This window comes from Desmonostoc muscorum LEGE 12446 (assembly GCF_015207005.2).
Classification (GTDB): domain Bacteria; phylum Cyanobacteriota; class Cyanobacteriia; order Cyanobacteriales; family Nostocaceae; genus Nostoc; species Nostoc muscorum.
The window spans coordinates 5,426,083-5,449,531 of the sequence record NZ_JADEXS020000001.1; the positions used below are offsets into that span (position 1 = coordinate 5,426,083).

A 23,449-nucleotide genomic window follows, 5' to 3' on the forward strand; every position below is an offset into this window, starting at 1 on the left:
TTGATATTCCATTCCTTAACTAATAGTGCTAATAAATATCCTTGGATAATTAATCCTACGGATAACCTTACCTTTTCACCTTCAAAATTTAATCCTCTCCAAGGTGAAAATTATACTGATTTTATTGTTAAATCTGCTAGAGATGAACCAATAGTTAATCGTTTTACCTTTGCCCATTTTCCTCGTCAAGAGCAATTGTATTGGTTACTACCTGGTAATCGCATTGTCGTCGAAACTAAAGGATGGCAAAGTGGAATTTTGTACCAAGGGCAATCAACAGAAATTGAAAGTAGAGAATCGATTAGGTTAACTCAGAAACTTTGGGGGATGCAAGCAGTTTTGCCTATTCCTCAATCATTTAAAGAATTAACAGGAGAAATTGACAACAACCAATTCTCTATTCAATCCATTGCGGGGGAGGTTATCAATCCACCGGGTTCTCCCACACCTGAAGTTATTATCAATAGTGGGGATAGCAATTCTCTAATTGCAAGTATTCCTCAGATTTCCAAGCTTGGTACTGCTTCAACCTACAATCCTAAAGGTGGTGGTTCTTTATTTGAATTTTTAGATGCAGACAATGCCCCCTTAATTTTACAATCTTTTCCTACCAGTAATTTACAACCATTATTAGAAGCGGAAAATATCACTACAGGCACAATCATTCCCAAAGAAATTCTAGAAAAAATAGGGTTTTATTGGGGTAATCCTTTAACAGGTGAAAAAACTCGATTTCAACCTCAAATGACATCTCTACCAGGTATCAAAATTGGTCAAGAAGGCAAGTTTGATAATTGGGATATGCTAAATTTATTGATAAATCCTTTTATTAGTCAAAGACAACGTAATTTGTATTATCTAAATTCTTTATATTGGGTTCCTTTAGGTGAAAGAGCAACTAATATTAGACTGAGTAATAAACAAGAAAATTATCACTGGCAGAGACTTTACTTTAGTCGTTCTCATAATCGAACTCTATTAGAATACGACCCTGTAAAAATTAAGGCAACTTATACTAATGTTTTTAGCAATCCTGGTATTTCCGTATCTTTGTCAGTCAATAAACGAGAAATAGATGAGTTACAAACTGCTAATACTACACTAGGAATGCTGATGGGAGGAATTTTTGAGGTAATCCGTCCTCCGCAGCTAGAACAAAGTTTGCAGGAAGCTAAAAAGCGATTTTTTCAACAAGATGATTTTGCTTCTTTAAATACAAAAGCAACACCAGAGGAAATCAGAAAAATTAACCAATTACTCAATAGAACACTCTTATTGGGTAATCGCACTAGTGGCTTAGAACAGGTTTCTGGAACATTGACTTTCCCAAGTAAAATTACACCCAATAATTCTAGTATCTTACAAATTCGCACCGGAAATCATCAGCGAGCAGTTCAGTTTATAGATGGAAATCGCACTTGGAGACAAAGTAGTAAAACCTTCATTTCTAAAGCAGACCTTTCCAATAATAATTTCGGTCCTTTGACATTTATTGGTGTACCTGTTCCCTTAGAGCAAACATCTATTCGTCCCAACAACCGTTCGTCAGCTGCACAAGTAAGTTTAATTAATTCTAATGGTAAGAAGTTTGTGCAAAACTGGAGTTCAGCGGATATGACACAGGTGCCAATAAATATTCGTTCGTTTGGTCTTGCTTTTGACCATATTGAATTAAGTCAATTTGGTGAAATTATTACTCAATTGCAGGCTTTTAATGGATATCTATCTTTACCCACACTAGAATTTTTATGGGCAGGTTCTTCAGGTGACTGGAATTACAGTGTGAATTCAGGTATTTGGTTTAACTTGAATGGAGACTCTGTATTTAATATTCCAAATAATAATTTGGGACTTTCTGAACCAACACTGGGTATTTATGCTAATGGCGGATTAAGTTATATAAATACCCATGCGAAAGTTGATGCTGATGGAAAAATTCAAGCAATTACTACCCACATTCCAGCTTTACGTTTTTATTGGAATAGTGCAACAAATTCTCAAAATCCTGGTTACCTTAATTTGAGCTACTTTTTTTCTCATCAAGATCAGAATTTAAACTATTCTTTGGCTCCAGCACTTATATTTCTTGAAAATAAAGGCCATTTGACTCCAGCAGGATTTTTACAAGGTACATTGTTACTAAGTACAGGTTTAGAGTTCAACGCTTTTGTAGAATTCAGTGATAATTTTTTTTACACTTTAGAAGGCATTCAAAGGATAAATCAAAATTGGTCTTTTGGGGGTTATCTGCAAAATTTTAGAGATATTAGTCGAGGTGTAAAAAGTCGGACTAATGATTTATCCTATGGGTTATTAATCAAGCATGGTTCTTCTGATAGTGGTACTTTTTGGGAATCTCGCCTTGGGATGAGTGGAGATAGCTTTGAAGTTCGTTTTGAAGGAGGTAGGCGATTTTAAAAAGGTCACATCTAAGTGTGCCTGAGTAAATTGGCTTACCGAAGAGGAGGAGGAAACTAAGTTAAAACTCAAAAGACTTTTACTTGGACGCCGTATTAAAATAAACCGGGAGTAGCAGCTTTTAGAATTGCTGTATATTCATCGAGTGTCAGGTTCCCGTACCTTAATTTATCAGCAACAGCTGCCCTAATACCACCTCTCGTTTCTATTGTTGGGAGTGGTAGTGTTGGGCCGGCAAAGAGCGTTATGCTTGGGATTGAGACATGAGTAATCGGATCGATATATATAGATCCTGTAACTATGTATGTACCGTTGCCGTCAATTCCTGCTAAATACGCTCCTTCTGGAGAAACTTTTTCGGCAGCAATAGAGGTGACATAAGCACTAGGAGTAATATATGTTATTACACCTGAGAATCCCCCTTGTTGTACTGTGAACGTAGGTATTGCTGGTATTGTTGTTACGCTTTGTGCTAATGCTGGAGTAAATTTAAAAGTACCAAAGCTAATAAAACTCGTGAGACAGAGACTAGCTCTCAAAATAACACCAGCATATTGGGAAAGTAAATTCATCTTAGGAAATCCTTTGTTTTGAGGACTTGATGTTTTTGCTGGATGTGGTTTATGCAAGTTCTACAGCAGAATTCAGGAGTCAGAATTCAGGAGTCAGAATTCAGAATTATAGGCATCATATTTGATTTCTGAAAAAATCTCAGGTGTGTTAGCAGAGCGCAATATCATGTCCGTTTGAAGACTTATCATTTAGGCTGACGCTCTTACGCGGGGACGCAAAGACGCGGAGAATTTTTTTGATAAGTGATTAGGGGGACATGATATTACGCACCAGAAGCTTGGAATGGTGCGTTATGGATTTCATCCTAAGGCACCCTACAGTACCTAGAATACCTAACCTGGATTGCTATAGAATAGTTTCTCTGCATAGCTTTGAGGCTTAGATGGTGTACTTCACGCTTCTTGAAATCTGCTGTAAAAACTGGATTTGAAAAATAAGTAAATAACTCTCAATCTCTAACAATTATCTGCGATATTATTATTAAATTTCAATGATTATATTGAAATTTAAAAGACATAAAAACATTAGACTTCTTGCATAAATCAAAAAAAAGAACCCCACCCCGCCTTTGACTTGCGTCAAAGTCTCCCCTCCCCGCTTGCGGGGAGGGGCTGGGGGTGGGGTGTTAGGGGACTTTTGCAAGAGGTCTATTAATTTCCGAATTTATGAGTCTAATTAATAAATAATCGGTGCAGTCAAACTGCACCGATCGCTGCGTTACGCACAATTTAATTGTAATTGCACCGAACATTTCGCTCACGCCAATGCTGAGGCTTGGGGTTTGGCAAAAATCATGCGTCCTGCTGTGGTTTGTAAAGCACTGGTGACTACTACCCGCAGTTCACCACCCACGTAACTGCTACCTTCTTCAACGACTACCATTGTGCCGTCATCTAGGTAACCAATCCCTTGGCTGGGTTCTTTGCCTTCTTTGAGAATTTTCAAATCCAGGTTGTCACCAGGTAAATAACTGGGACGGACGGCATTTACTAAATCATTGACATTCAAAACAGGTACTTTTTGGACGCTGGCAACTTTAGACAAGTTGTAGTCGTTGGTTAGCAGTGTACCGCTGATTTCTTGGGCAAAGCGGACTAATTTAGCATCAACTGTGGGAATATCGTCGTAGTCAACTGGGTTAATCAGGATGCGATCGGGGTAAGTTTCTTTGATGCGGTTGAGAATTTCTAGTCCCCGCCTTCCCCGCACCCGCTTTTGATCTTTGCTAGCATCGGCTACTTGTTGGAGTTCTTGCAAGACAAACTGCGGTACGAGAATTTGTCCTTCCAGAAATCCGGTTTCTAGTAGGGCTTCAATGCGACCATCGATAATGCAGCTAGTATCTAAAACTTTGGTATTGGCTGGTTTTAACGTCCCTTCTACAACCATCGATTCCACGGTGTTGGGATTAATGAACCGCAACAAGCCTCGTCCGTGGGTATCTGCCAAATTCATACCAGTGACGGCAAGGATAATACTACCGACAACTGCCACCAGTGGCTTAATAAATCCAAAATCTGCGGGGATGGGTAACAAAAATAACGGTGCTAGCATGAGGTTCGCTAGCAGTAGCCCAATCACTAAGCCGATCGCACGAGTTAAGATCGCTTCTACAGGCATTTCTTTGACTTGTGCCTCTAGGCGACGATATGTCGTCTGGAAACTCAGCCCGATCGCACCACCAATAATGGCGGCAAAGACGGCAAAAACTAAGCGTAAAGCTTCGATATTTGTCACCTTATCTAAGGTGCCATTGGGTAGTAGTTCTAAGCTGTAGAACCCTATTCCCGACGCTGCCAGAATGAATGAAAAAATGATAATGGCGTCAAGCATGGTTGTCTTGTTTTCCTGCAACTGTGTTAACCGATAAAGTTAAGTATTTTTTATTTCATCGGTAAGTATAAACTAATCAATATTGACTTACACTAAGGGTTTAGGCAAACAATATCTGCAATTATTATAACCAAAGCGTTTTATCTTCATATTTTTCATTGTTTCGTTGTAAAACGATAAAAACTTGTAAAGAAACTACTCATTTTCATGATTTCTAATTTGTGCTTGGGCTAACTTAATTCTTTCTCAAAATGAGTCAACAATTTGGTGTTTCTGGAATTGCGAGTTCTGCTTATGTACATATTCCGTTTTGCAGACGGCGGTGTTTTTATTGTGATTTTCCGGTGTCTGTTGTCGGCGATCGCTTGCGGGGCGAAACATCTGGTACTATCTCCCAATATGTTGAGGTGCTATGTCAAGAAATTGCCATCACCCCGGCATTTGGTCAACCCCTAAAGACAATTTTCTTCGGTGGTGGTACTCCTTCGCTGCTATCAACAGGGCAGTTACAGCGTATACTGACAGAGCTAGAGGGGCGTTTTGGTATTGCTTCTGGGGTAGAAATTTCAATGGAAATGGACCCAGCTACCTTTGATTTGGAACATTTAGCAGGTTATCGTGGTGCAGGCGTCAACCGCGTCAGTTTGGGTGTACAAGCCTTTAGTGAAGAATTATTGCAAGTTGCGGGGCGATCGCACTCGGTCGATGATATTTTTGCAGCTGTGGAACTAATCCACCAAGTCGAGATTCCCGAATTTAGCTTAGACTTAATTTCTGGGTTGCCGCATCAGTCTTTGGATCAATGGCACGATTCTTTAAACAAAGCACTGGCGCTTTTACCGATTCACATATCTATTTACGATCTTACCATTGAAGCAGGTACAGCCTTCGGTCGTTACTACAAACCTGGTGACAGTCCTTTGCCGACGGATGAAACCACAGTCAAAATGTACCAAATGGCGCAGCAGATTTTGACTGATGCAGGTTATGAGCATTATGAAATTTCTAATTATGCTCAGCCTGGTCATCAGTGTCGGCATAATCGAGTGTATTGGGAAAATCGCCCTTATTATGGTTTTGGCATGGGTGCGGCGAGTTATCTTCAAGGAAAACGCTTCACTCGTCCGCGTAAGACTAAGGAATATTACCAATGGGTGCAAGCTGGGGCTGTGATTGATTGTGAAGTGACTCCCCCAAAAGAAGTATTGTTAGAGACTTTAATGTTGGGGTTGCGTTTAGCGGAGGGTGTGAACCTGGAAGCCTTTGGGGAAAAGAAGGTAGAGGAAATTTGTAGATATTTGCGATCGTATTTTGATAAAGGTTGGGTGGAAGTTGCAGAAGGAAGGTTGCGTTTGACAGATCCCCAAGGGTTTTTGTTTTCTAATGTGGTTTTGGCAGAGTTATTTGAAAAGTTGGGGTAAGAAAGTGAGTGCTAAGTGAGGAGTTTAGAGTTATTCTCCCCCATCTCCCCATTCCCCTAAAACAGACTAATTATTTATGCAAAAAGCTCAAGTTAAAAAAGCTGTGATTCCGGTAGCTGGTTTTGGCACTCGTTTGTTTCCGGCTACGAAAGTTGTTAAAAAAGAACTTTTCCCGATTATCGATCGAGATGGTAGGGCAAAACCTGTGATTCTAGCAATTATTGAAGAGGCAATTAGTGCTGGAATTACAGAAGTGGGAATAGTGGTGCAGCCAGACGACAAAGAAATATTTGAAAATTTATTAAAGAAACCGCCCAAAAAAGAACTTTTACAAAAATTTTCACCGCAAAATCAAGAATATAACCAATATTTACAAGATTTAGGTAGTAAAATTACTATCTTATTGCAAGAGGAGCAATTAGGCTACGGACATGCGGTATTTTGTGCTAAGGATTGGGTACAAAATGAGCCTTTTTTGTTAATGCTGGGTGACCACATTTATGCATCTAATTCTGATAAATCTTGTGCTAGTCAAGTTTTAGATGTTTATAAACAAGTTAATCAAAGTGTTGTTAGCTTAACAGCAATGCCAGTAGAAATTATTCATAAAGCAGGGTGTGTAACAGGTGTTTGGCAAGAGTTAAACTCGGTTCTCAAAGTTACACAATTATATGAAAAACCCACCATTGAATATGCACAAAAGCATTTGCGTGTCGAAGCAATGGCAGAAAATGAGTTTCTAGGTATATTTGGCTTGTATTTACTAACGCCGAAAATTTTTGACTTTCTCGCAGAACACATTAACCAAAATTTCCGAGAACGAGGCGAATTTCAGTTAACATCTTGTCTGGAAAGATTGCGCCAAGAAGAAGGAATGACAGGATATGTTGTTAAAGGTAAGTGTTTCGATACAGGTTTGCCAGATGCCTATCGCCAAACGATGATTGATTTTATAAGTGTATAACAGAATTCATACTGAATCCTGAATTCTGAATTCTGAGTTCTTCTTATAAAATTTAAGCACTCACCAACTGAGTTAGGCGTTTCAGGATGCGTAGCACGTCGTACAATTCATTTCCCGGATTTCGTATCAAAAAACCCTTTGATAAAGCATAACGCGGTAGATTTCCTGGCGCTAATTTGACGAAAATGAACTCGCTTCCCGTGGCAATCATACCAAAATTTGGTTTAGAGGAATATGGATTTCCCAACATATAAGCTAGAATTTGTGCGAGTCCTTCTTCAATTGAAAATGAAGCTCTTTTAGACTCAATAATCATCACCCAGAATTGCTCTTTTAAAACTAAGGTGTCTATTCTACCTCTGATGATTATATCTTCATCTGGCACAGCAATATCTATAGATTCTTCTGATTTTACATAAAAAGGAGCTAGATAAAAATCCCCAATAAAAAGTAATGGATCTACAATTGCCATTCTGACAACATCTTCTAGTAAAGGCGGGTAATTAAGAAGATTGATATAGCCAGTTTTTATTTTGTCTAAAAGTTGCTTATCTAAATTAGTAATTTCTGGTAAATCTTCTTGCCATTCACAAAAGAATGAGTCATCTAAAACTAACTGAATCCCGAAATTGTCGATTAAGTAACGTAAGTCGATATCCTTTGCTTGAATTGTTTGCGTCATAGGTTTTGGGGTGTCAAGTACAATAAATAAATTATGATTATCCAAAATCAAAAACCGAACTGCTTACCCCTGATAACAGAACATATAATCAAGCGATCAATCATAATTGGGGTGTAGTGCGATCGCCCTGTTGTGACAATGACGCTGCTGGTCAATTTCGGTGAAAATTTCTGTTAATTCTGGTTGGTATTTCCAAATACCAAATAATTGATTGAGTTTTGCTAGTCTAGCTTCATCTAATAGCTGTGGCTCTTTTTCTAAACGTTCATTAGAAAAGAGTTCTAAATCAACTACCATTTCTGCTCCATCAGGAATGCTATTAATTTGCTCTAATAGCTCAATGGTTTGGCCGCGCTTAATTCCTCTAATCTTCATTTTATAGTTTCTTTCCCAATCGTTAACTCTCAACTCTATTTTAGTATAAACTTATTTCGTCTCTGTCTTATTCAAAATTGACAGCCGATTCTAACATTCGTATTCTTCCAACATTGGCATCTATTTCTACTTCTACACCAATAGGCAAGGTAAATTTATCTTTAATATGACCAATCATTGAACCGTACCAAGCAGGAATTCCTAAAGGAAGTATATGGTCTTGCAATACTTGAATTAAGGTAAATGATGGTTCATCCCCAGGTTTACAATTAGTGCATTGCCCAAAGACAAAGCCAGCAATTTGGTTAAGTATGCCAGCAGTTTTTAACTGGGTTAACATCCTATCTACACGGTAAACATCCTCGCCAATTTCTTCTACAAATAAGATACTTTTGTTCCAGGAAGGTAGATAAGGTGAACCTACCATCGCTGACAATACTGATAGGTTTCCACCGATAAGTTTACCCCTAGCTTTTCCCGGTGCTATGATTTCCACTCGCACTTCGTTATTGTTGGAATTTTGTATGGTGAGGGTTTCACCATTAAATACGATGCGCTTGAAGTAATCGACTGTAAACTGATTCCAGGTAGATGTGGCAACTGGGCCGTGAAAAGTAATCACCTGACTACGGGCATTAATTGCCAATAATAAAGTAGTAATATCGCTGTACCCGATGAGGATTTTGGGGTGGGAGCGAATTAATGAATAGTTTAGTAGGGGTAAAATGCGATTACAGCCCCAACCACCACGCATGGCAATTATTGCTTTGATGGAGCGATCGCTAAACATCGAGTTTACATCATTGGCGCGATCGCCATCCCTACCTGCTAAATAACCATAACGATCTAAAATATGCTTCCCTAGCTTGACTTTTAAGCCTAATTGTGAAATTGATTTCTGTGCTGCTTCGATGTCTTGGGCGTCAACGATACTCGCAGGAGCGATTAATCCCACGGTATCGCCGATTTGTAGACGTGGTGGCTTGATGACGGTGTTTAGGGATAGCTTACCTTGAGCCGTAAGCAGTGGTATCTGGGTGGCTAAGGTAGCGAGTCCAGAGGTTGTGAGAAATTGCCGGCGCTTGATAGTCATAAGTTGGGGACTGGGGATTGGGTACTGGGTATTGGGTTAGGAAAATTCTTTTTTAGTTGCTAGTCTCTAATCCCTAGTGTCCAGTTTTGTACAGAGTACTTATAGCAAGCGTAATACCATTTCACGAAAATCTTGATACATATAGATCAATACGGTTCAGTTAAGCATTTCTTCCTTCTCTTTGCGTCCTTTGCGTCCTTTGCGGTTCGTTAAAAAAATTGACTTTGACAAAGACTTTTAGCCTTAACTGAACCGCATTGACATATAGATTTAACGTAGGGGCGCACAGCTGTCATTGGTGTCAACTTAAGCTGAAACGCTTGTCCCACATACGCTTTACCCCCCCTTAATCCCCCCTTGGAAAAGGGGGAAAAAAGAATCTAGTTCCCTCCCCAATACATACGGGGAGGGTTAGGGTGGGGTGACGCGGTGAGTAACCGTAAGTGAATTAACTCAATATCACGTCTTCACAAGGGTTTCACGTTAAGTTGACACCTATCCACAGCTGTGCGCCCCTACTGAGGTATCTGTATCAACTTTAAAGTGAAATGGTATAAATCATTAGTCAACAAAAAGATTCCCGACTTCTTAAATAAGTCGGGAATCTAAACCTTTTGATTTTCACAAACCAAATAGCATTGCTATATGTAAGTTTTTGTTGACTAATTTTGAGTTTTTTCTAATTTATATGAACTTCGGATAATTAGTTATGATTCCCACAGTCATTACACCCCACCCCCAACCCCTCCCCTTACTAAGGGGAGGGGAGACAAAGCATAGCTTTGGTTCTTTGGGGTTATTGGGTTTTAATAAGTAGTCAAGCGAAGCTGATATTATTCATGGGAAACATCTTGTAATCCATCAACTAACCCATCTGAAATCGCAAATCCATTAGTGGCAAATCTGCCATCAGTATCTAATAAATCAGGGTGAAAGTACATAAATTCCACATCACCAATGACAGGCAAAAAATGGTCAGATAATTGCATTGCCTGTAAACAAAGATTGATACTAGAAGCGGCCGAATTATATGTTTCAATGTTTTCTTCCAGAACATTCAATAATCGTCGGTTAGCCGCAATTTTGGTTTCAGCTTCTTGTTCGAGTGTTTTCTCTAAATAAGCACGCGCCTGTGGGTACTGCTGCAAAATGTCATCTGCTTGTTGCTCCGCCATTGGTAATAACTGAGTTTTCAGGATTTGGTTGATGGTTTGGCGGAAAGATTTGCGAATAGTTTGGGAAACTTTTGGTTCAAAATCTAATTTCAATAATTGCCTAATTGCTGGTTCTGCTTCAACGATACTTTCGGCGTCGTAAGTTTGGGAAGTTTGTAATAAAGTCTGGCGAAATTGATATATAGAAAAAGTGCCTTCGTCATAAAATCTGGGACTTTCTCGCACAAAGCGATCGCACTCTACGCTAGCTGCACTCACTACTGCTTGAGTCACTAGTTTTTCTAAATTTCTAATCTCTTGTTCAATGCCGCCATCATTATCTAATAAACGATACAATTGGCGATAATATTCTGATTTACGAATTTTTTCAAGCAACCGCTGGAAAAAGTTTGCAACTATTTGCTGAGAAGATTCGATTAAAATATCTTCTAATTGATTTGCTAAGTAATAAAATGCCTCGACTAAAATCGCCAGTAAAGGTGCAGTAGCATTGCGAGGGTGACTGATTGTTGCACGTCGATAAGCATAAGCTACGGAAAAAGTATCTAGTAACTCATCTAGACGACGAATCATCCGTGATTGTAATTGCTTAAAATCAGCTTCAAAAACATCACAAGAACTAGTAATTATTAGGTTAACTTCTTCTGTGATATGCTGATTATAGTCTTTACCAATTTGCTGGAGTTGCTGATTCAGGCGTTGTAATTCTTGCGCCTTCATCGTTTCAATTTCTTGTGGCTGACTATCTAAATTTCGTTGCAGACTCTGGTAATGTTTTTTCATTTTGATACAAACATCTCCCAGATCATTAGCAAGATTCTTAAATAATTGGAGACGTTTTTCTTCAGTCAAATAGCGAGTAATGGCTGTGCGAAATTCCTCAATTCCACTATCTTCAATTAGTTGTTCTATGAGTTCATTTCCCCAATCTCCCAGAATCCGTACATAATTGTGATTGGGCGTTTCAAAACCGTTAACAGAGACACGAAATTTTGTGGAAGATAGCTTTCCAGAATTTACACAATAGTTGTTAAATGCATAGACAAATTGTGGTGTTTCTTCTTTACCATCTAAACTTTTGACGCTTTCCGCAAAACAAGAATCTAAACCAAATCTATCCTTTGGACTTGTTTGCTTAATCTGACTGCCATAAAATCCTAGTAATCCACTAGTTTTATAAACCCTACTTGTATCCCGAAACTGCCCATTAATTAAATCATCCAATCGTTGCCGTAGCTGAGTATTGTACCAAGTCTCATCAATTCGGTTGAAGATATAGAAAACGCGATCGCGTACTCCTCCATTTTCCCGCATTAATTCCAAAAGTTGTGTTTCTTCTTTTGTCATGTCACCAGCAGAAGCAGGTTTTAGCACACATACCACCGCCGAAGTGTCGGGATGTTGAATTTTCGCATAAGTTAGCTGTGCATCTTTCTCCACTGGCGCATCGATGCCCGGCGTATCGATAATTACATTTCCATCTTGTAGCAAAGGATGGTTGCAGTAATATTCTATCCGCTTCAATACCGCGCTATTACTACCACGACGCGCATATCCAGCAGCTTCCTTGAGGTTAGAAAAGTTAAATTGCTCCATTGAATATGTAGCATTATTAACAGTGTTGATGCGATCGCGGTTTGCCATATATCCTTCTAACAACAAGATTAACGCCTTGGCTTGTTTTCCACGTTCTGATTTACTTTCACCACCTTCCTGCTGAACAATAGCTTCACAACCTTGACGCAGCAAGTTAATTACATCAGCTTGGTTGATATTAGCTACTGTCTTAAATCCTAGTTGCTGACACAAAAAAACTGCTTGTTCCCGAATTTCCGCTTCACTTAAAAATGTTAAAACAACGCGTTCTTTATCTAATTCTGCATATTCGATTTTGCATTCTGTACCTGTAGCATGTCCCTCTGCACTATAGAGTAATTCTCTCTCCAAGAGTGCATTGATGAGCATTGATTTTCCGGCACTAAATGCACCTGCAAACACAATCTCAAACTTGGGAGAAATCGCCTTATTTAAAGAAGTTTGTACAAATGTAATATCTTGAGAACGTAGGGTTGGTTCTTGCTGTAAAAGTTGTAATATAGACTCCACTTGTTGTTTCAAATTTTTGCACTGAAGCGGTAAATCTGACATATTCAGCATCCTAATAATATTTATGTATATATTAGTTATATTTACTGTCTTAATGGTTCAGTAAAATTCCTGATAAATGTGATGCTGTTGAATTGCTAGATATTACCTAAAGCACTAATCAATGACTAATAAAAAATAGTTGAAAGCTCTTGTTAGCCATAACATTATTTCACCTCCAGCTAGAGTCAAACAAAATTTTTAAGCATTCTATATTTTACGTCAGCATTGTTGTTAGACAAAATTCAAATGTCATTTGTTATGCAACCTTCTCTGGCTCTTGATAGCTTAAATATTCTCGTAGTTGAGGATGATGATGATATTCGCTTTTTTCTGACTACAGTGTTGGAAGCAGATGGAGCCACCATCGTAGCAGTTCCATCAGCCGCGGCAGCACTGGAAGTGTTACCCCAATTGCAACCTGATATCTTAATTTCTGATATAGGTATGCCTGACGAAGATGGCTACACTTTAATCCGAAAAATACGTGCGCTCACGCCAGATATGGGTGGACAAGTCCTAGCTATTGCCTTAACTGCCTATGGCGATCGCGAGAGTCGTATTCGCGCTTTGGAAGCTGGCTTTCACACTCATGTATCTAAACCAGTTTTTCCAGAAGAACTAGTTGAGATTGTCGCTAATTTGTTTGCTTCTTGTAATTGGTAATAGATCGTATTTTTACCTTTTATGAGGTACTAGTACAGGTAGTTTCCGAACACCAGCCACGGAGTTGGCGTGTTGTCCAACAGTCAAAACATTGAACTGAGTAGATATAAGTTCTAAACTTTTATTCACCACTGCCAGTTTTTTGTAGGTGGGGACATTCATCCCAGGAAAAAATGATAACTCTGGCACATCTTCTTGACTTAAAAAATCTGTAGGATGGAGTAGCAAAGAAGGTTGGGTGCGTGTAAGTTTACACAGCCACAAGGCAATTCTTAAGTAAAATAATGCTAAATCGCTAGAAAATTTAGTCAGATACATGATGTAGCTGAAGTGAATTGGCACCTTAAAAATTGGCATGGTGGTAACAGGAATTTCAGTCAGTTTATCCTTACCCATGTTCCACTGGTAAGGTTTTAGAGGCTGCAAACCGTCTTTGAAACTGCCAAACAAAGCTTCCCGTTTTTTGCGTTCTTCTTTGCTCAGTTTACACGTCATCAAATAATAAGCTCGTGCTATTGGCCCCAAAATTGTCGGAAAAGTTGAAGCATCATATTCGTACCCGCGTCGCGCTAAGACTTTCAACACCGCTGGGGAAAAACTGTATCCAGGCCCCCGGAAGCCTACAGGATGTTGATAAGTGACGCGCTTGATATGTTCTTCGGCCAGCGCTACCTCTTCTTCAATTTCATTCTCGGAATACAGATGTAGCCAGGGATCGTGATGGAATGAATGATTGCCAATTTCATGACCGGCGTTGGCGATCGCTTGTATTGCTTTGTGATTCTTTTCCAGGGCTGCATCTTGACCGACAATGAATACTGTGATTGTCAAATTCCATTGCTGGAGAATTTCTAGAAAACGGGGTACTGCAATATCCAAGTAAGAAGGGAAACTCTCCCAACCCGGAGCGCCTTGATTTTTCAGATAAGACCAAATATTATCTAAGTCTAAAGACAGACTGGCTATTGGTTTATTTGCTTTTGGCTTGGTTTTCATTATTAATTCTAATATTTTGACGATTTTAAAATAAAGAGTGACTTTAAAATCAGCGTTTTTTTAATTGCTGGTGATTAATATATCATAAAGAAGGCACATTTAAACGTGTATAAGTAAGTTTTAGCGATCGCTAGCCTTTACAATCAGATTTCCATAACTCAATACGCTTGGGTTAAGCCGTAAAAATAAATTTGCGTAGGTTGGGTTGAGGAACGAAACCCAACATTTTCGAGCATTTGTTGGGTTTCACGACCTTCTACCCAACCTACAATTATCCTTAACCCAAGCGTATTGGGTTAAAAGCGAGTGGAATGGTGGGCGAAAAAAATTAAAATATTCTCGCCTTCAAACTCTATCCCTTTATGGGTAGAATATTCAAAATTCTGAATTCTGAATTCTGTATTCTGACTCCTGTTTTATGTTGAAAGGATACCTATTATTACCCGTAATAAATCTTCTAAACCTTCAGGAACACGATAAAGTTTAATATCTTCTGTAACTAGCTTTTGTTCTCTATTAAGAGTACCAAATTTCCAATCATCGCCATTAGTAACTGCCCCATATAAAATAGGTGATTGATTATCTAAAGATTTATCCATAGCGATTAATTCTACTGCTAGCTGTGTAAATCCTCTTCTGATATCTGATTGTTTAGCTTCAATTATTAATAGACAGTTAGATTTATACAAGTAATAATCTAAAGTACCTTTCAGCTTGTCATCTACATTAAGAGGATACTCACTATATAGTTGAGCCTTTGTTTGATCGCAGATTTCAGCCAGGATAGGAGCAATCAGAAATTCTCTAATTGATATTTCTGCCGCAGGATTAAAAAGTCTGATATTACGTTGTAAATATCCTTGCAAAAACTCTAAGTATTTAATTTCATGAGAATACCTGAGCAAATCCAAATTTGTACGCTGATAGCTGTACTCAAATTCAGCCAAAATCTCTGCTGTAGGGTTAGTTAGTTGAAAATATTGGCTGAAGGTATAGCTTTGATCGGGTTTTAAAATTTTATATTTGCTCATTACAGTATAGCAATCCTATTTGATTTTTGAAGAAGAATTCAGAACTCAGAATGGGCTACGCCCCGCTACGCTAACAGGAGTCAGAATAATACTATTAGTCTTAATCCTGGACTTCTTCATCATGTTCAACTACTTCAGATTTATCTTGTAACGGCTTCACTACTCTGGCGATCGCTTCTTGAATAAAAGCCTTAATAAATTCATCTCTGCGATTAATTTGAAACTGTCGCTGGACAACTTCTGTCATTCCGCCATCACCCCAATCTTGGTCATGACGGAAATATTCAATAAAGCTTTTACCAGCAATTCGCGTTAAATAAGCTGCGGTGACACCTTGAATTGCTCTCCCAATAATAAAGGTGGCAACATTAAGTTGCAAAGCTGTAGACAATAATTGAATTGCGCCTTTGACAATGCCTAAACTGGCAATGGTTTTTGCTAAAGAAAGGGCTAATTCTCGTCCCCTTTCCATATTCAATTCACAGCCATAGACTCGACCAATTTCTACGACCATTTGAGCATTGACGGCGGCGGTTGCTAATAAATCTACTACTGGTATAGGCGTAACTGAAACCACACCAGCACCAATCCATTGAAAGCGTTCTACGATTTTGTCAGCTTGGCGACGGCGCTGGCCATCAATGAGTTTTCGCGCCTCGTCTCCCAATCGGAGAGATTGTAAAAGAATGTTATCTGCCACCAAATCTTCACCTTCGGCGCGTAAAACAGCAGCCATGCGCCGCAGCAAAGGAACAATATCCGCCTCTGGCTGGAAGGGTTCACCAGTTTCTAGTTGTGCAGATTGGGGATTCGCAGCGATCGCCACTACATCATTAGTAGCAATAAATCCCCGCACCCGCTGACGCAACCTAGCGAGGATGGCTTCTTTATCTTCATCTGTATATAAATCAGTTTTGTTGAGAACTAGGAGCGATCGCTTCCCAATTTCTGCTAATCCGCGTAGTGGCTCATATTCGGAGCGTCGTAAATCATTATCCACCACAAACAACAGTAAATCTGCTGCCGTCGCCAGTTCTCGCGCCATTTGTTCGCGTTCCGTCCCCGCCACACCCGCTTCTAAAATTCCCGGCGTATCCGTAATTAAAATCTTGCGTTCTAATCCCTTCAACCGCAGACAATAAGTTTCCCCAACTTGGGTTGTACCCATCGGTGCATCCACCTGACCAACCATGCGTCCCATGACGGCATTTACCAGGGAAGTTTTGCCAGCACTCCCGGTACCAAACACCACCACTTGAATTTCACCCCGTGCTAGATTGGCTTCAATTTCCCGCGATCGACTTAATAAAGCTTGGCGTGCGACTTCATCTTGAATTTGGGCTACCTGTTGACGCACAGCTTGGAGAGTCGTAGAAGCCGCATCAGATTTGCCCGCCGGAATTTGGGCTGGAGTTACACGAGAACGAGTGCGGCGCGATCGCTTTTCCCCCTTCTGAAGCACTAATACATAATAAACAAAAGCCGCAACCAACGCTCCAATCAGCACAATCAGCAGCAACAGCAGCAAATTGCCTAACAACGGCGAATAGGACAATTGCCAGTAAAGCCGTGATAGCGAATCAATTAGCCATAAAGCTAGTCCTAAAATGACGATTAGACCAACAATCAGCGTTACGATGCGTGACAGAGGCATGGCTGGCAAAGATTAGTGGGTATGAAGTAGGCACATGCTTCTGATCTTAATAGTTTCAGTATTTTTTACCAGGGTAGCAAGCAAATTAAAAGTTAAAGGGGACTGGGGATTGGGGATTGGGGACTGGGGATTGGGGATTGGGGACTGGGGATTGGGGATTGGGGACTGGGGACTAGGTAATCAAGTTCAAAATTATCAATTCTAGTTGATGGTGGGCTGAAGCTATTGTCTTGGCTTAACGTTAACCTTCTGAGGTTTCAAAGACGACTTTGCAATAGATAAATTGGCTGTAGGGGCGTACAGCTGTACGCCCCTACTTTATACTTTCAGTATTTTTAACCAGGGTACAAAAAAGCAACTTTTGATAGACTAAGAGCGCATTTTGTATCAAATTTGCTTTCACTCACCGCATTCCTCCGAAGTGACCTTTGCAAAAGCCGACGCTGGTGATATCTATCTTTGTCTCCCTACCCCCACTCCCTAGCTAAAGCGAGTTATACCATGACTGCTACACCTAAATTAAGATACTCCAACTGGGTTAAACAAGTATTTTACCAGCTGAGTATTCGGCAAAAAATTGTTTGTGGGTACGGACTGGCTTTGGGAATTGCAGTTTTAGGAACAACAGCAGGGTTGGTAATAGGCGATCGCTATTTCCAACAAGCTAGACAACAAATGATCTTGGCAGATGAAGAAGGAAGTTTGTTAAGTAGTTTACAAGGAGAATTGTTAGAAATACAGATTCACCAGCAAGAAATCGTGCCTTTTTTACAGCAGCCACAAGCCTTGCAAAGAGGAATTTCTAATTTCAAAAGCGATTTAGCCGAAGCCGAAACATTGCTTTCTCAGGCGCAGGAATTTAGTCAAACCAATTTCCAAGGAGATTTACATCTTCTGCTCATCAAGCATAATAACTCCATAGCCGTATATTTTGAGCAACTGAGGTCGCTAATTCGACAAATTTTGCCATTAAGTTCACAGCCACAGGGAGCATTCAAAGCGCAGCAATTAATCTCTAAATTCAGTCAAAGTCAGGATGCTCTGAAGTTTTATCAATTTGCCCATGAGTTAACTGAGTTTGCCAAAACAGTTCGAGAAGATCAAGAGAAAGCTGATATAGTCCGAGATCGGGCTGCACTCATACAAGCTCAGATTATTATTGGTAGTATGCTGCTGTCAGTGGCGATCGCCGCAATCCTTGCTTTCTACACAAGTAGTATCATTGCCCGTCCTATTAACGCAGTCACAAATATTGCCCAAAGAGTTACCCAAGAAGCCAATTTTGATTTGCAAGTACCTGTGACTACAGAAGATGAAGTTGGTGCATTAGCTAGTTCTCTTAATCAGCTAATTCAACAGGTGAAGCACCTTTTAGAAGAACAAGAAGCCGAGAACCAAGCACGACTAATTCAAAGTGAGAAAATGTCTAGTTTAGGACGGATGTTGGCTGGTGTCGCCCACGAAATTAATAACCCAATAAATTTTATTTCTGGCAACCTCGTACATGCGAAAACTTATACTGACGATTTATTAGCGCTACTGCAAACATATCAAACCGAAGTTCCTCACCTTTCACCTGCTTTGGAAACTTTAGCAGAAGAAATCGATTTAGAGTTTTTGTTAGCAGATTTACCAAAACTCTTTAACTCCATGAAAGTTGGTGCTGACCGCACACGAGAAATAGTCCGAAGTTTAAAAGATTTCTCTCGCTTAGATGAAGGGGAAGTGCAGTTAGTAGAGTTACACGCTTGTTTAGATAGTACACTATTAATTTTGAACAATCGCCTGAAAAATGGTATTAGCCTTGTTCGTAACTATGGAGATATTCCAACAATTCCAGGCTATACAGGTTTACTTTATCAGGTATTTATGAATCTTTTAAGCAATGCGATCGATACTGTGGAGGAAAAAGCAGCACAGAATCCAGAATTTTCACCTGAAATTACTATTACCACAGAACGCTGTCAGAATAATTGGGTGATAGTGCGAATTGCAGACAATGGTTGTGGTATTTCACCAGAAAATCTGCATAAAATATTTGAAACATTTTTCACCACCAAACCGCGGGGTATTGGTACTGGTTTGGGGTTAGCGATCGCATATCAGATTGTGGTAGAAAAACATCGAGGTAAAATTAGCTGCGAGTCTGAGTTAGATCGAGGTACAGAGTTTGCCATCACTCTGCCAATTTCTCACGCTTAACAGACGTAGTAGTGCTATATCTCTACATTCTTCCGCCTTGGGGTACTTGCCTTTGAAAGTTGATTTTTTGATAATAATTGACATTAGAGATGTAGCACTGCTACGTCTCTAATAGTTTTGCTAAGCTTTTTGAAAACAAAGGAAAAACAAACTTATGGGACTTTTCGATCAAATACTCGGTGCTGTTACTAATCCCAATCAACAGGGTAGCTTAGGTCAACTAGGAAGTATTATTAACACTGTAAATCAACTGAGCGATCGCACTGGTGCAGATCCATCCACCATCCAATCAGTTTTGTCAATTGTGGGTAGTCAAGTTCGTTCTGCTTTACAAAACAAGCAAGCCACAGATGGTAACGAAGCCGCACAAACTCTAGTAAATCAATATGCTGGTACTTCTCCTAACCTCCAAGCAGTCGATTCGCTATTTTCTCCGGGTATACAACAGCAAGTAGCTGAAATTGCAGCCCAACGCACAGGGTTAGATGCTGGTATGATTCAACAATTGTTGCCTGTAGCAGTACCTTTAGTACTAAATTTTTTACAATCGGGCGCAAATGCTCAAAATTCGCAAGCTGGCGGAAATCCCGTACTAAATTCCTTCTTAGATGCTGACGGCGATGGTGATGTGGATATCGCCGACGCCCTACAAATGGCCGGGCGTTACATCAGACAATAATACCTCTCCCCATCTCCCCACCTCCCCACTCCCTTCTCATGAGACATCGGCAAATAGGCCTTGCTAGATTCTTAGCTTAGACATAGGCTGAGAAGAAGGGAAATCTGCTAACACAAATCAGACAGTCTATGGCTAAACTTTTTGACTGTATTACTGAAGAACTGCAAGGCTTCATTGCTGCCCAACACATTTTTTTTGTTGGCTCTGCACCCTTGAGTTCCACAGGTCATATTAACCTGTCTCCTAAAGGTTTGGATTGCTTTCGCATCCTTTCTCCCAATCGAGTAGGTTATATAGATCTTACAGGCAGTAGTAACGAAACTTCCGCCCATTTAGAAGAAAATGGGCGAATTACTTTCATGTTTTGCGCTTTTGAGGAACCTGCTTGTATCCTGCGTCTTTATGGTCAAGGAAATACGATTTTACCGAATTCTCCTGACTGGAACTCACTGTACTATCTATTTCCAGAAATACCTGGAACTCGTCAAATTATCGTTGCCGATATCCAAGAAGTACAGACCTCCTGTGGTTTTGGCGTACCACTCTATGAATATCGAGGTCAGCGCCAAACTCTAGTAAACTGGGCTAGTAAAAAAGGCGAACAAGGAGTTAGAGAATATCAACAGCAGAAAAATCTCGTCAGCCTTGATGGTTTATCGACTCCACTAAGTAAATTATTTTAACGTTGACAAAAGCAGGTTTTAGGGCAGGATTTATACCAAGTTGACTGAGATAGTATTATTTACTTCGTCAGCGCTTATACAATTTTGGATTTTGGATTGTGAAAGATTTACAGGGCAAGTTTTTAGGATCGTCATCATTATTCAAATTGGTATTACATAAGTGCTTTGATTATTAAGAAAATTAACTTTGGCAACTTGGTATTATAGAAGGTTATGAATTATTCTATTTGTCCACTCACAGAAAAAGACGAGCCTTTTCTGTGGCAAATGCTTTACGAAGCAGCGCATATGGGAAACGAAGGAAATTTGACAGTGCAGGATGCAATGAATCATCCTGATTTAGCAAAATATGTAAAAAATTGGGGATGTAAAGATGATAGTGGCTTTGTTGCTATTTTGGAAAGTAGTAATCAGCCAGTAGGAGCCGCATGGCTGCGTTTATTTACAGGTGACAATAAAGGATATGGTTATATTAGCGATCGCACTCCTGAATTAGCAATAGCAATTCTCCCTGAACATCGAAATCAAGGCATAGGAACACAGCTACTCAAGCATTTATTAGCAGCAGCCAAAACATCATACCCATCAATATCCCTCAGTACTAGAGCGACAAATCCCGCCTTAGCTTTATATAAAAGATTAGGTTTTGAAGTCGTCCCCGGTAGCGAAACAATCAACCGAGTTGGCGGAATCTCTTTCACAATGAAAATTGATTTATGAAAAGAGAATTCAGGAGTCAGAATTCAGGAGTCAGGAGTCAGAATTCAGAATTCAGAATAAATTTGAGTTTCACTAGCGGGTAAACAAATAGGTTTAACAAATACGCTTGGTTATCTCTCCCCCTGCCTCCCCTGCCTCCCCTGCCTCCCCTGCCTTTCCTACCCTCCCAGTGTCCGCGTATAAATTACTTGACCTTGGGAATCATAGAGAAACAGGGACAAATTGGCATTGTCACTAATTGCAGCTAGGGCTTCCTGTAAGATTTGCAAGTGATTGGCAAGGTCAACAGCATTATCTGAATTCTGAGAATCAGGATTAGCCAAACTATTTTGTCTTAATTGGTCATACTCAGGGGTTAACCTGACAATAATTCCTGCATTGTCCATGCTAAAAGTGCAAATCCGAATTCCATTAATACAGGTTTTCTCTAAGTCAGTGCGGGTTTGCTGCAAACCACTAACAACTTGGAGTTTTTCTTGTGCTTGTTTGAGAGCTGTTGAGTAGGGTTCGATGAGAGACTGAGCCTGAGTGTAGTACAAGCTATCTTGGGAAACTTTTTTCGCAGTTTCCAAAGCTTGCTCCCAGTATGTCGCTGCTGCTTGCCATTGGTTTTGTTGCTGATAGACTTTGGCTTGGTTGGCGGTGCTAACGGCTTGTTGGTAAGTTCTAGCAGCTAATTGTTCTTTAGTAGCGCGATCGCGTGCTACTACTAATTTAGGTTTATAGTCTACCAACAACTTTTGGGCTTCTTCATATCCAGGGCTAGTCTGGGGAATCACCCTCAAGGCATTAATGACTACCTGCCAGTTAGACTGCACCTTTTGCCAATCCTTCAAGGATTTAGCAGTAGCTTGGCGATTCTCGGCTGTACTCGCTACATCTTTTGCTGCTGCTAGTTTTTTCAGCCATTTTTCTTCAGTTAACATCTGCTGATTGACAGCGTGCAAACTAATACGATAGCTAAATAACTTTGCTTGCACTAGGCTATAAAGTTCACTATTGGGATTGATAGCCTCTAGTGGTGCGATGGCCTGTCGCCATAAATGTTGTCTAGCTTGTATTTCTTCTAAAGTACGTGCGGGAGTTTTAATTTTTTCTGCCGCCAAAGATGCTGTCTGCAAAGCCTTAACCACCTGGCCAATTTTTTCTGACCGCCCAGACAAACTTGCTTTGAGTTCTTCTGACACCTGGTAACGGGGCGACCAACTAGGAATTGCACTCAAGGCTGCGCTAGCCGTCGTCAGTCGCTGCTGCACTGCTAGTAATTCTTTTTCCGACTTGGCACGACGCATCAATTGGGGAGATTCTGTTTTTAATTGCTCAGCAACTTGTATTTCTTTACACTCAGACATCACACAAGGGCGAGTCACCAAATAGCCGCCAACGCCTAAAACCACAATTCCCACCAAAGCTACACCTAGTAAAACGGGTTTGACTTGGCGTGCTGACTTAGAAGCCGGTAAATTCGGTGCGTCTGCAAATGGGTCAAATACTTCCTCATCTTCAGTTTCATCCAGCGATGGAAAATAGGTCAGAGCAGATGAGGGGGACGCGGGGGATGAGAAGGATATTGCTCCCTCATCTCCCCCTACTCCCTCATCTCCCTCATCTTCCCCCTCTCCCCTTATTCCCCCAGTTCCCCAAATCCCCGTCTCCCCATCTTCCCATCCCGCCCTCTGCTTGAGAGCTAGAAAACATTTGGCATAAGGAAGTTGTTCGCCAAAAACTCTGAGGAAACATTGTACTCGTTGCTCTTTGTAGGGCGCTAAGGACTGGAGTACGTCTTCAATGGCTGCAAAGATGCCCTGAGTATCAACTATTACACCTGATGGGTGTTGTGTTAAAATCATTAGCTCGTCTTTATTGACGGCACACTTAACTTGAAAGACTCCAGCTGATGGTACTTCTACAAGCAATTGTTCTTGCAAAGTTTTGGCTAAAAGCTGTAAATCTTCTTGCTGCACTGCTACTTTCATAGAACTTTCGTGCTGAACTTCTATATTGTTTTGATTATCTTTAAGGAGATGAAATGAACTGTTTGGGTTTTTTGAATAAAGACGCACAGTTTAACCAACCACAGCCTGAAAATCTAATCGAACAACTTTCTAACACAAATTCCGACTTTTAACCAAAAATTAA

Annotated in this window: 18 protein-coding genes; 8 read left to right on the forward strand and 10 right to left on the reverse strand. The window is 40.1% G+C overall.

Translation table 11 applies throughout. The annotated features are described in order from the left end of the window. Positions 1-2,418, forward strand: coding sequence for a hypothetical protein (locus IQ276_RS23125; protein ID WP_228043148.1), 2,418 nt, complete (start codon positions 1-3; stop codon positions 2,416-2,418). Between the two features lie 95 nt (positions 2,419-2,513). Here the strand turns inward: IQ276_RS23125 and IQ276_RS23130 are convergent, their stop codons facing one another. Beyond that, complete coding sequence (locus IQ276_RS23130; RefSeq protein ID WP_193918214.1) at positions 2,514-2,990, reverse strand: hypothetical protein; 477 nt, start codon at positions 2,988-2,990, stop codon at positions 2,514-2,516. 757 nt (positions 2,991-3,747) lie between these two features. Next, positions 3,748-4,824, reverse strand: a complete 1,077-nt coding sequence (locus IQ276_RS23135; RefSeq protein ID WP_073642373.1) for a PIN/TRAM domain-containing protein — start codon at positions 4,822-4,824, stop codon at positions 3,748-3,750. Positions 4,825-5,075: 251 nt separating this feature from the next. Between IQ276_RS23135 and hemW the strand changes: the two genes are divergently transcribed. Next, on the forward strand, positions 5,076-6,245 hold the full coding sequence (gene hemW / locus IQ276_RS23140; protein WP_193921970.1) for a radical SAM family heme chaperone HemW: 1,170 nt from the start codon (positions 5,076-5,078) through the stop codon (positions 6,243-6,245). Positions 6,246-6,321: 76 nt separating this feature from the next. Beyond that, entirely contained in the window at positions 6,322-7,209 is an 888-nt protein-coding gene (locus IQ276_RS23145; protein WP_193921969.1) for a UTP--glucose-1-phosphate uridylyltransferase, read from the forward strand. A gap of 52 nt (positions 7,210-7,261) precedes the next feature. On the opposite strand, the gene IQ276_RS23150 is transcribed toward IQ276_RS23145, so the two are convergent. From IQ276_RS23150 to IQ276_RS23165, 4 genes are all read right to left on the reverse strand, one after another. Continuing rightward, positions 7,262-7,891 (reverse strand): restriction endonuclease subunit R, encoded by a 630-nt coding sequence (locus IQ276_RS23150; protein WP_193921968.1) that lies wholly within the window; start codon positions 7,889-7,891, stop codon positions 7,262-7,264. Positions 7,892-7,987: 96 nt separating this feature from the next. After that, a complete protein-coding gene (locus tag IQ276_RS23155) occupies positions 7,988-8,266 on the reverse strand; it encodes a hypothetical protein (protein ID WP_193921967.1) in 279 nt (92 codons plus the stop codon). Positions 8,267-8,333: 67 nt separating this feature from the next. After that, positions 8,334-9,359, reverse strand: coding sequence for a S66 peptidase family protein (locus tag IQ276_RS23160; RefSeq protein WP_193921966.1), 1,026 nt, complete (start codon positions 9,357-9,359; stop codon positions 8,334-8,336). Positions 9,360-10,192: 833 nt separating this feature from the next. Beyond that, on the reverse strand, positions 10,193-12,682 hold the full coding sequence (locus IQ276_RS23165) for a dynamin family protein (RefSeq protein WP_235115895.1): 2,490 nt from the start codon (positions 12,680-12,682) through the stop codon (positions 10,193-10,195). 258 nt (positions 12,683-12,940) lie between these two features. Here IQ276_RS23165 and IQ276_RS23170 point away from each other — a divergent pair, with 258 nt between their 5' ends. Continuing rightward, positions 12,941-13,345, forward strand: a complete 405-nt coding sequence (locus IQ276_RS23170; RefSeq protein ID WP_190884157.1) for a response regulator — start codon at positions 12,941-12,943, stop codon at positions 13,343-13,345. 12 nt (positions 13,346-13,357) lie between these two features. Here IQ276_RS23170 and IQ276_RS23175 read toward each other — a convergent pair whose 3' ends face one another. The 3 genes from IQ276_RS23175 to IQ276_RS23185 all read right to left on the reverse strand — a co-directional run bounded on the left by IQ276_RS23175 (position 13,358) and on the right by IQ276_RS23185 (position 17,026). Then, positions 13,358-14,341 carry a polysaccharide deacetylase family protein gene (locus IQ276_RS23175; protein WP_193921359.1) on the reverse strand — a complete coding sequence of 328 codons (984 nt, stop codon included), beginning with the start codon at positions 14,339-14,341 and terminating at the stop codon, positions 13,358-13,360. A 416-nt stretch (positions 14,342-14,757) separates the two neighbouring features. After that, positions 14,758-15,372, reverse strand: coding sequence for a hypothetical protein (locus IQ276_RS23180; RefSeq protein ID WP_193921357.1), 615 nt, complete (start codon positions 15,370-15,372; stop codon positions 14,758-14,760). A 100-nt stretch (positions 15,373-15,472) separates the two neighbouring features. Continuing rightward, positions 15,473-17,026 carry a YcjF family protein gene (locus IQ276_RS23185; protein WP_193921355.1) on the reverse strand — a complete coding sequence of 518 codons (1,554 nt, stop codon included), beginning with the start codon at positions 17,024-17,026 and terminating at the stop codon, positions 15,473-15,475. Positions 17,027-17,527: 501 nt separating this feature from the next. Between IQ276_RS23185 and IQ276_RS23190 the strand changes: the two genes are divergently transcribed. The 4 genes from IQ276_RS23190 to IQ276_RS23205 all read left to right on the forward strand — a co-directional run bounded on the left by IQ276_RS23190 (position 17,528) and on the right by IQ276_RS23205 (position 21,310). After that, complete coding sequence (locus IQ276_RS23190) at positions 17,528-19,228, forward strand: sensor histidine kinase (RefSeq protein WP_235115896.1); 1,701 nt, start codon at positions 17,528-17,530, stop codon at positions 19,226-19,228. A gap of 154 nt (positions 19,229-19,382) precedes the next feature. Continuing rightward, positions 19,383-19,907: a DUF937 domain-containing protein gene (locus IQ276_RS23195; protein WP_193924414.1), complete on the forward strand. Its 525-nt coding sequence runs from the start codon at positions 19,383-19,385 to the stop codon at positions 19,905-19,907. A 128-nt stretch (positions 19,908-20,035) separates the two neighbouring features. Beyond that, on the forward strand, positions 20,036-20,590 hold the full coding sequence (locus tag IQ276_RS23200) for a pyridoxamine 5'-phosphate oxidase family protein (protein WP_193924412.1): 555 nt from the start codon (positions 20,036-20,038) through the stop codon (positions 20,588-20,590). A 213-nt stretch (positions 20,591-20,803) separates the two neighbouring features. Beyond that, positions 20,804-21,310, forward strand: coding sequence for a GNAT family N-acetyltransferase (locus IQ276_RS23205; RefSeq protein ID WP_193924410.1), 507 nt, complete (start codon positions 20,804-20,806; stop codon positions 21,308-21,310). A gap of 158 nt (positions 21,311-21,468) precedes the next feature. Here the strand turns inward: IQ276_RS23205 and IQ276_RS23210 are convergent, their stop codons facing one another. Then, on the reverse strand, positions 21,469-23,286 hold the full coding sequence (locus IQ276_RS23210; protein ID WP_235115897.1) for a hypothetical protein: 1,818 nt from the start codon (positions 23,284-23,286) through the stop codon (positions 21,469-21,471). Positions 23,287-23,449: the final 163 nt, after the last annotated feature.

Bases quoted from the DNA above. Each gene is read 5' to 3' on its own strand.
- IQ276_RS23160 (WP_193921966.1), bottom strand. From the start codon at position 9,359: ATGACTATCAAGCGCCGGCAATTTCTCACAACCTCTGGACTCGCTACC.
- IQ276_RS23145 (WP_193921969.1), top strand. From the start codon at position 6,322: ATGCAAAAAGCTCAAGTTAAAAAAGCTGTGATTCCGGTAGCTGGTTTT.
- IQ276_RS23200 (WP_193924412.1), top strand. From the start codon at position 20,036: ATGGCTAAACTTTTTGACTGTATTACTGAAGAACTGCAAGGCTTCATT.
- IQ276_RS23190 (WP_235115896.1), top strand. From the start codon at position 17,528: ATGACTGCTACACCTAAATTAAGATACTCCAACTGGGTTAAACAAGTA.
- IQ276_RS23165 (WP_235115895.1), bottom strand. From the start codon at position 12,682: ATGTCAGATTTACCGCTTCAGTGCAAAAATTTGAAACAACAAGTGGAG.
- IQ276_RS23150 (WP_193921968.1), bottom strand. From the start codon at position 7,891: ATGACGCAAACAATTCAAGCAAAGGATATCGACTTACGTTACTTAATC.
- IQ276_RS23155 (WP_193921967.1), bottom strand. From the start codon at position 8,266: ATGAAGATTAGAGGAATTAAGCGCGGCCAAACCATTGAGCTATTAGAG.
- IQ276_RS23175 (WP_193921359.1), bottom strand. From the start codon at position 14,341: ATGAAAACCAAGCCAAAAGCAAATAAACCAATAGCCAGTCTGTCTTTA.
- hemW (WP_193921970.1), top strand. From the start codon at position 5,076: ATGAGTCAACAATTTGGTGTTTCTGGAATTGCGAGTTCTGCTTATGTA.
- IQ276_RS23180 (WP_193921357.1), bottom strand. From the start codon at position 15,372: ATGAGCAAATATAAAATTTTAAAACCCGATCAAAGCTATACCTTCAGC.
- IQ276_RS23195 (WP_193924414.1), top strand. From the start codon at position 19,383: ATGGGACTTTTCGATCAAATACTCGGTGCTGTTACTAATCCCAATCAA.
- IQ276_RS23135 (WP_073642373.1), bottom strand. From the start codon at position 4,824: ATGCTTGACGCCATTATCATTTTTTCATTCATTCTGGCAGCGTCGGGA.
- IQ276_RS23170 (WP_190884157.1), top strand. From the start codon at position 12,941: ATGCAACCTTCTCTGGCTCTTGATAGCTTAAATATTCTCGTAGTTGAG.
- IQ276_RS23205 (WP_193924410.1), top strand. From the start codon at position 20,804: ATGAATTATTCTATTTGTCCACTCACAGAAAAAGACGAGCCTTTTCTG.
- IQ276_RS23185 (WP_193921355.1), bottom strand. From the start codon at position 17,026: ATGCCTCTGTCACGCATCGTAACGCTGATTGTTGGTCTAATCGTCATT.
- IQ276_RS23130 (WP_193918214.1), bottom strand. From the start codon at position 2,990: ATGAATTTACTTTCCCAATATGCTGGTGTTATTTTGAGAGCTAGTCTC.
- IQ276_RS23210 (WP_235115897.1), bottom strand. From the start codon at position 23,286: ATGAAAGTAGCAGTGCAGCAAGAAGATTTACAGCTTTTAGCCAAAACT.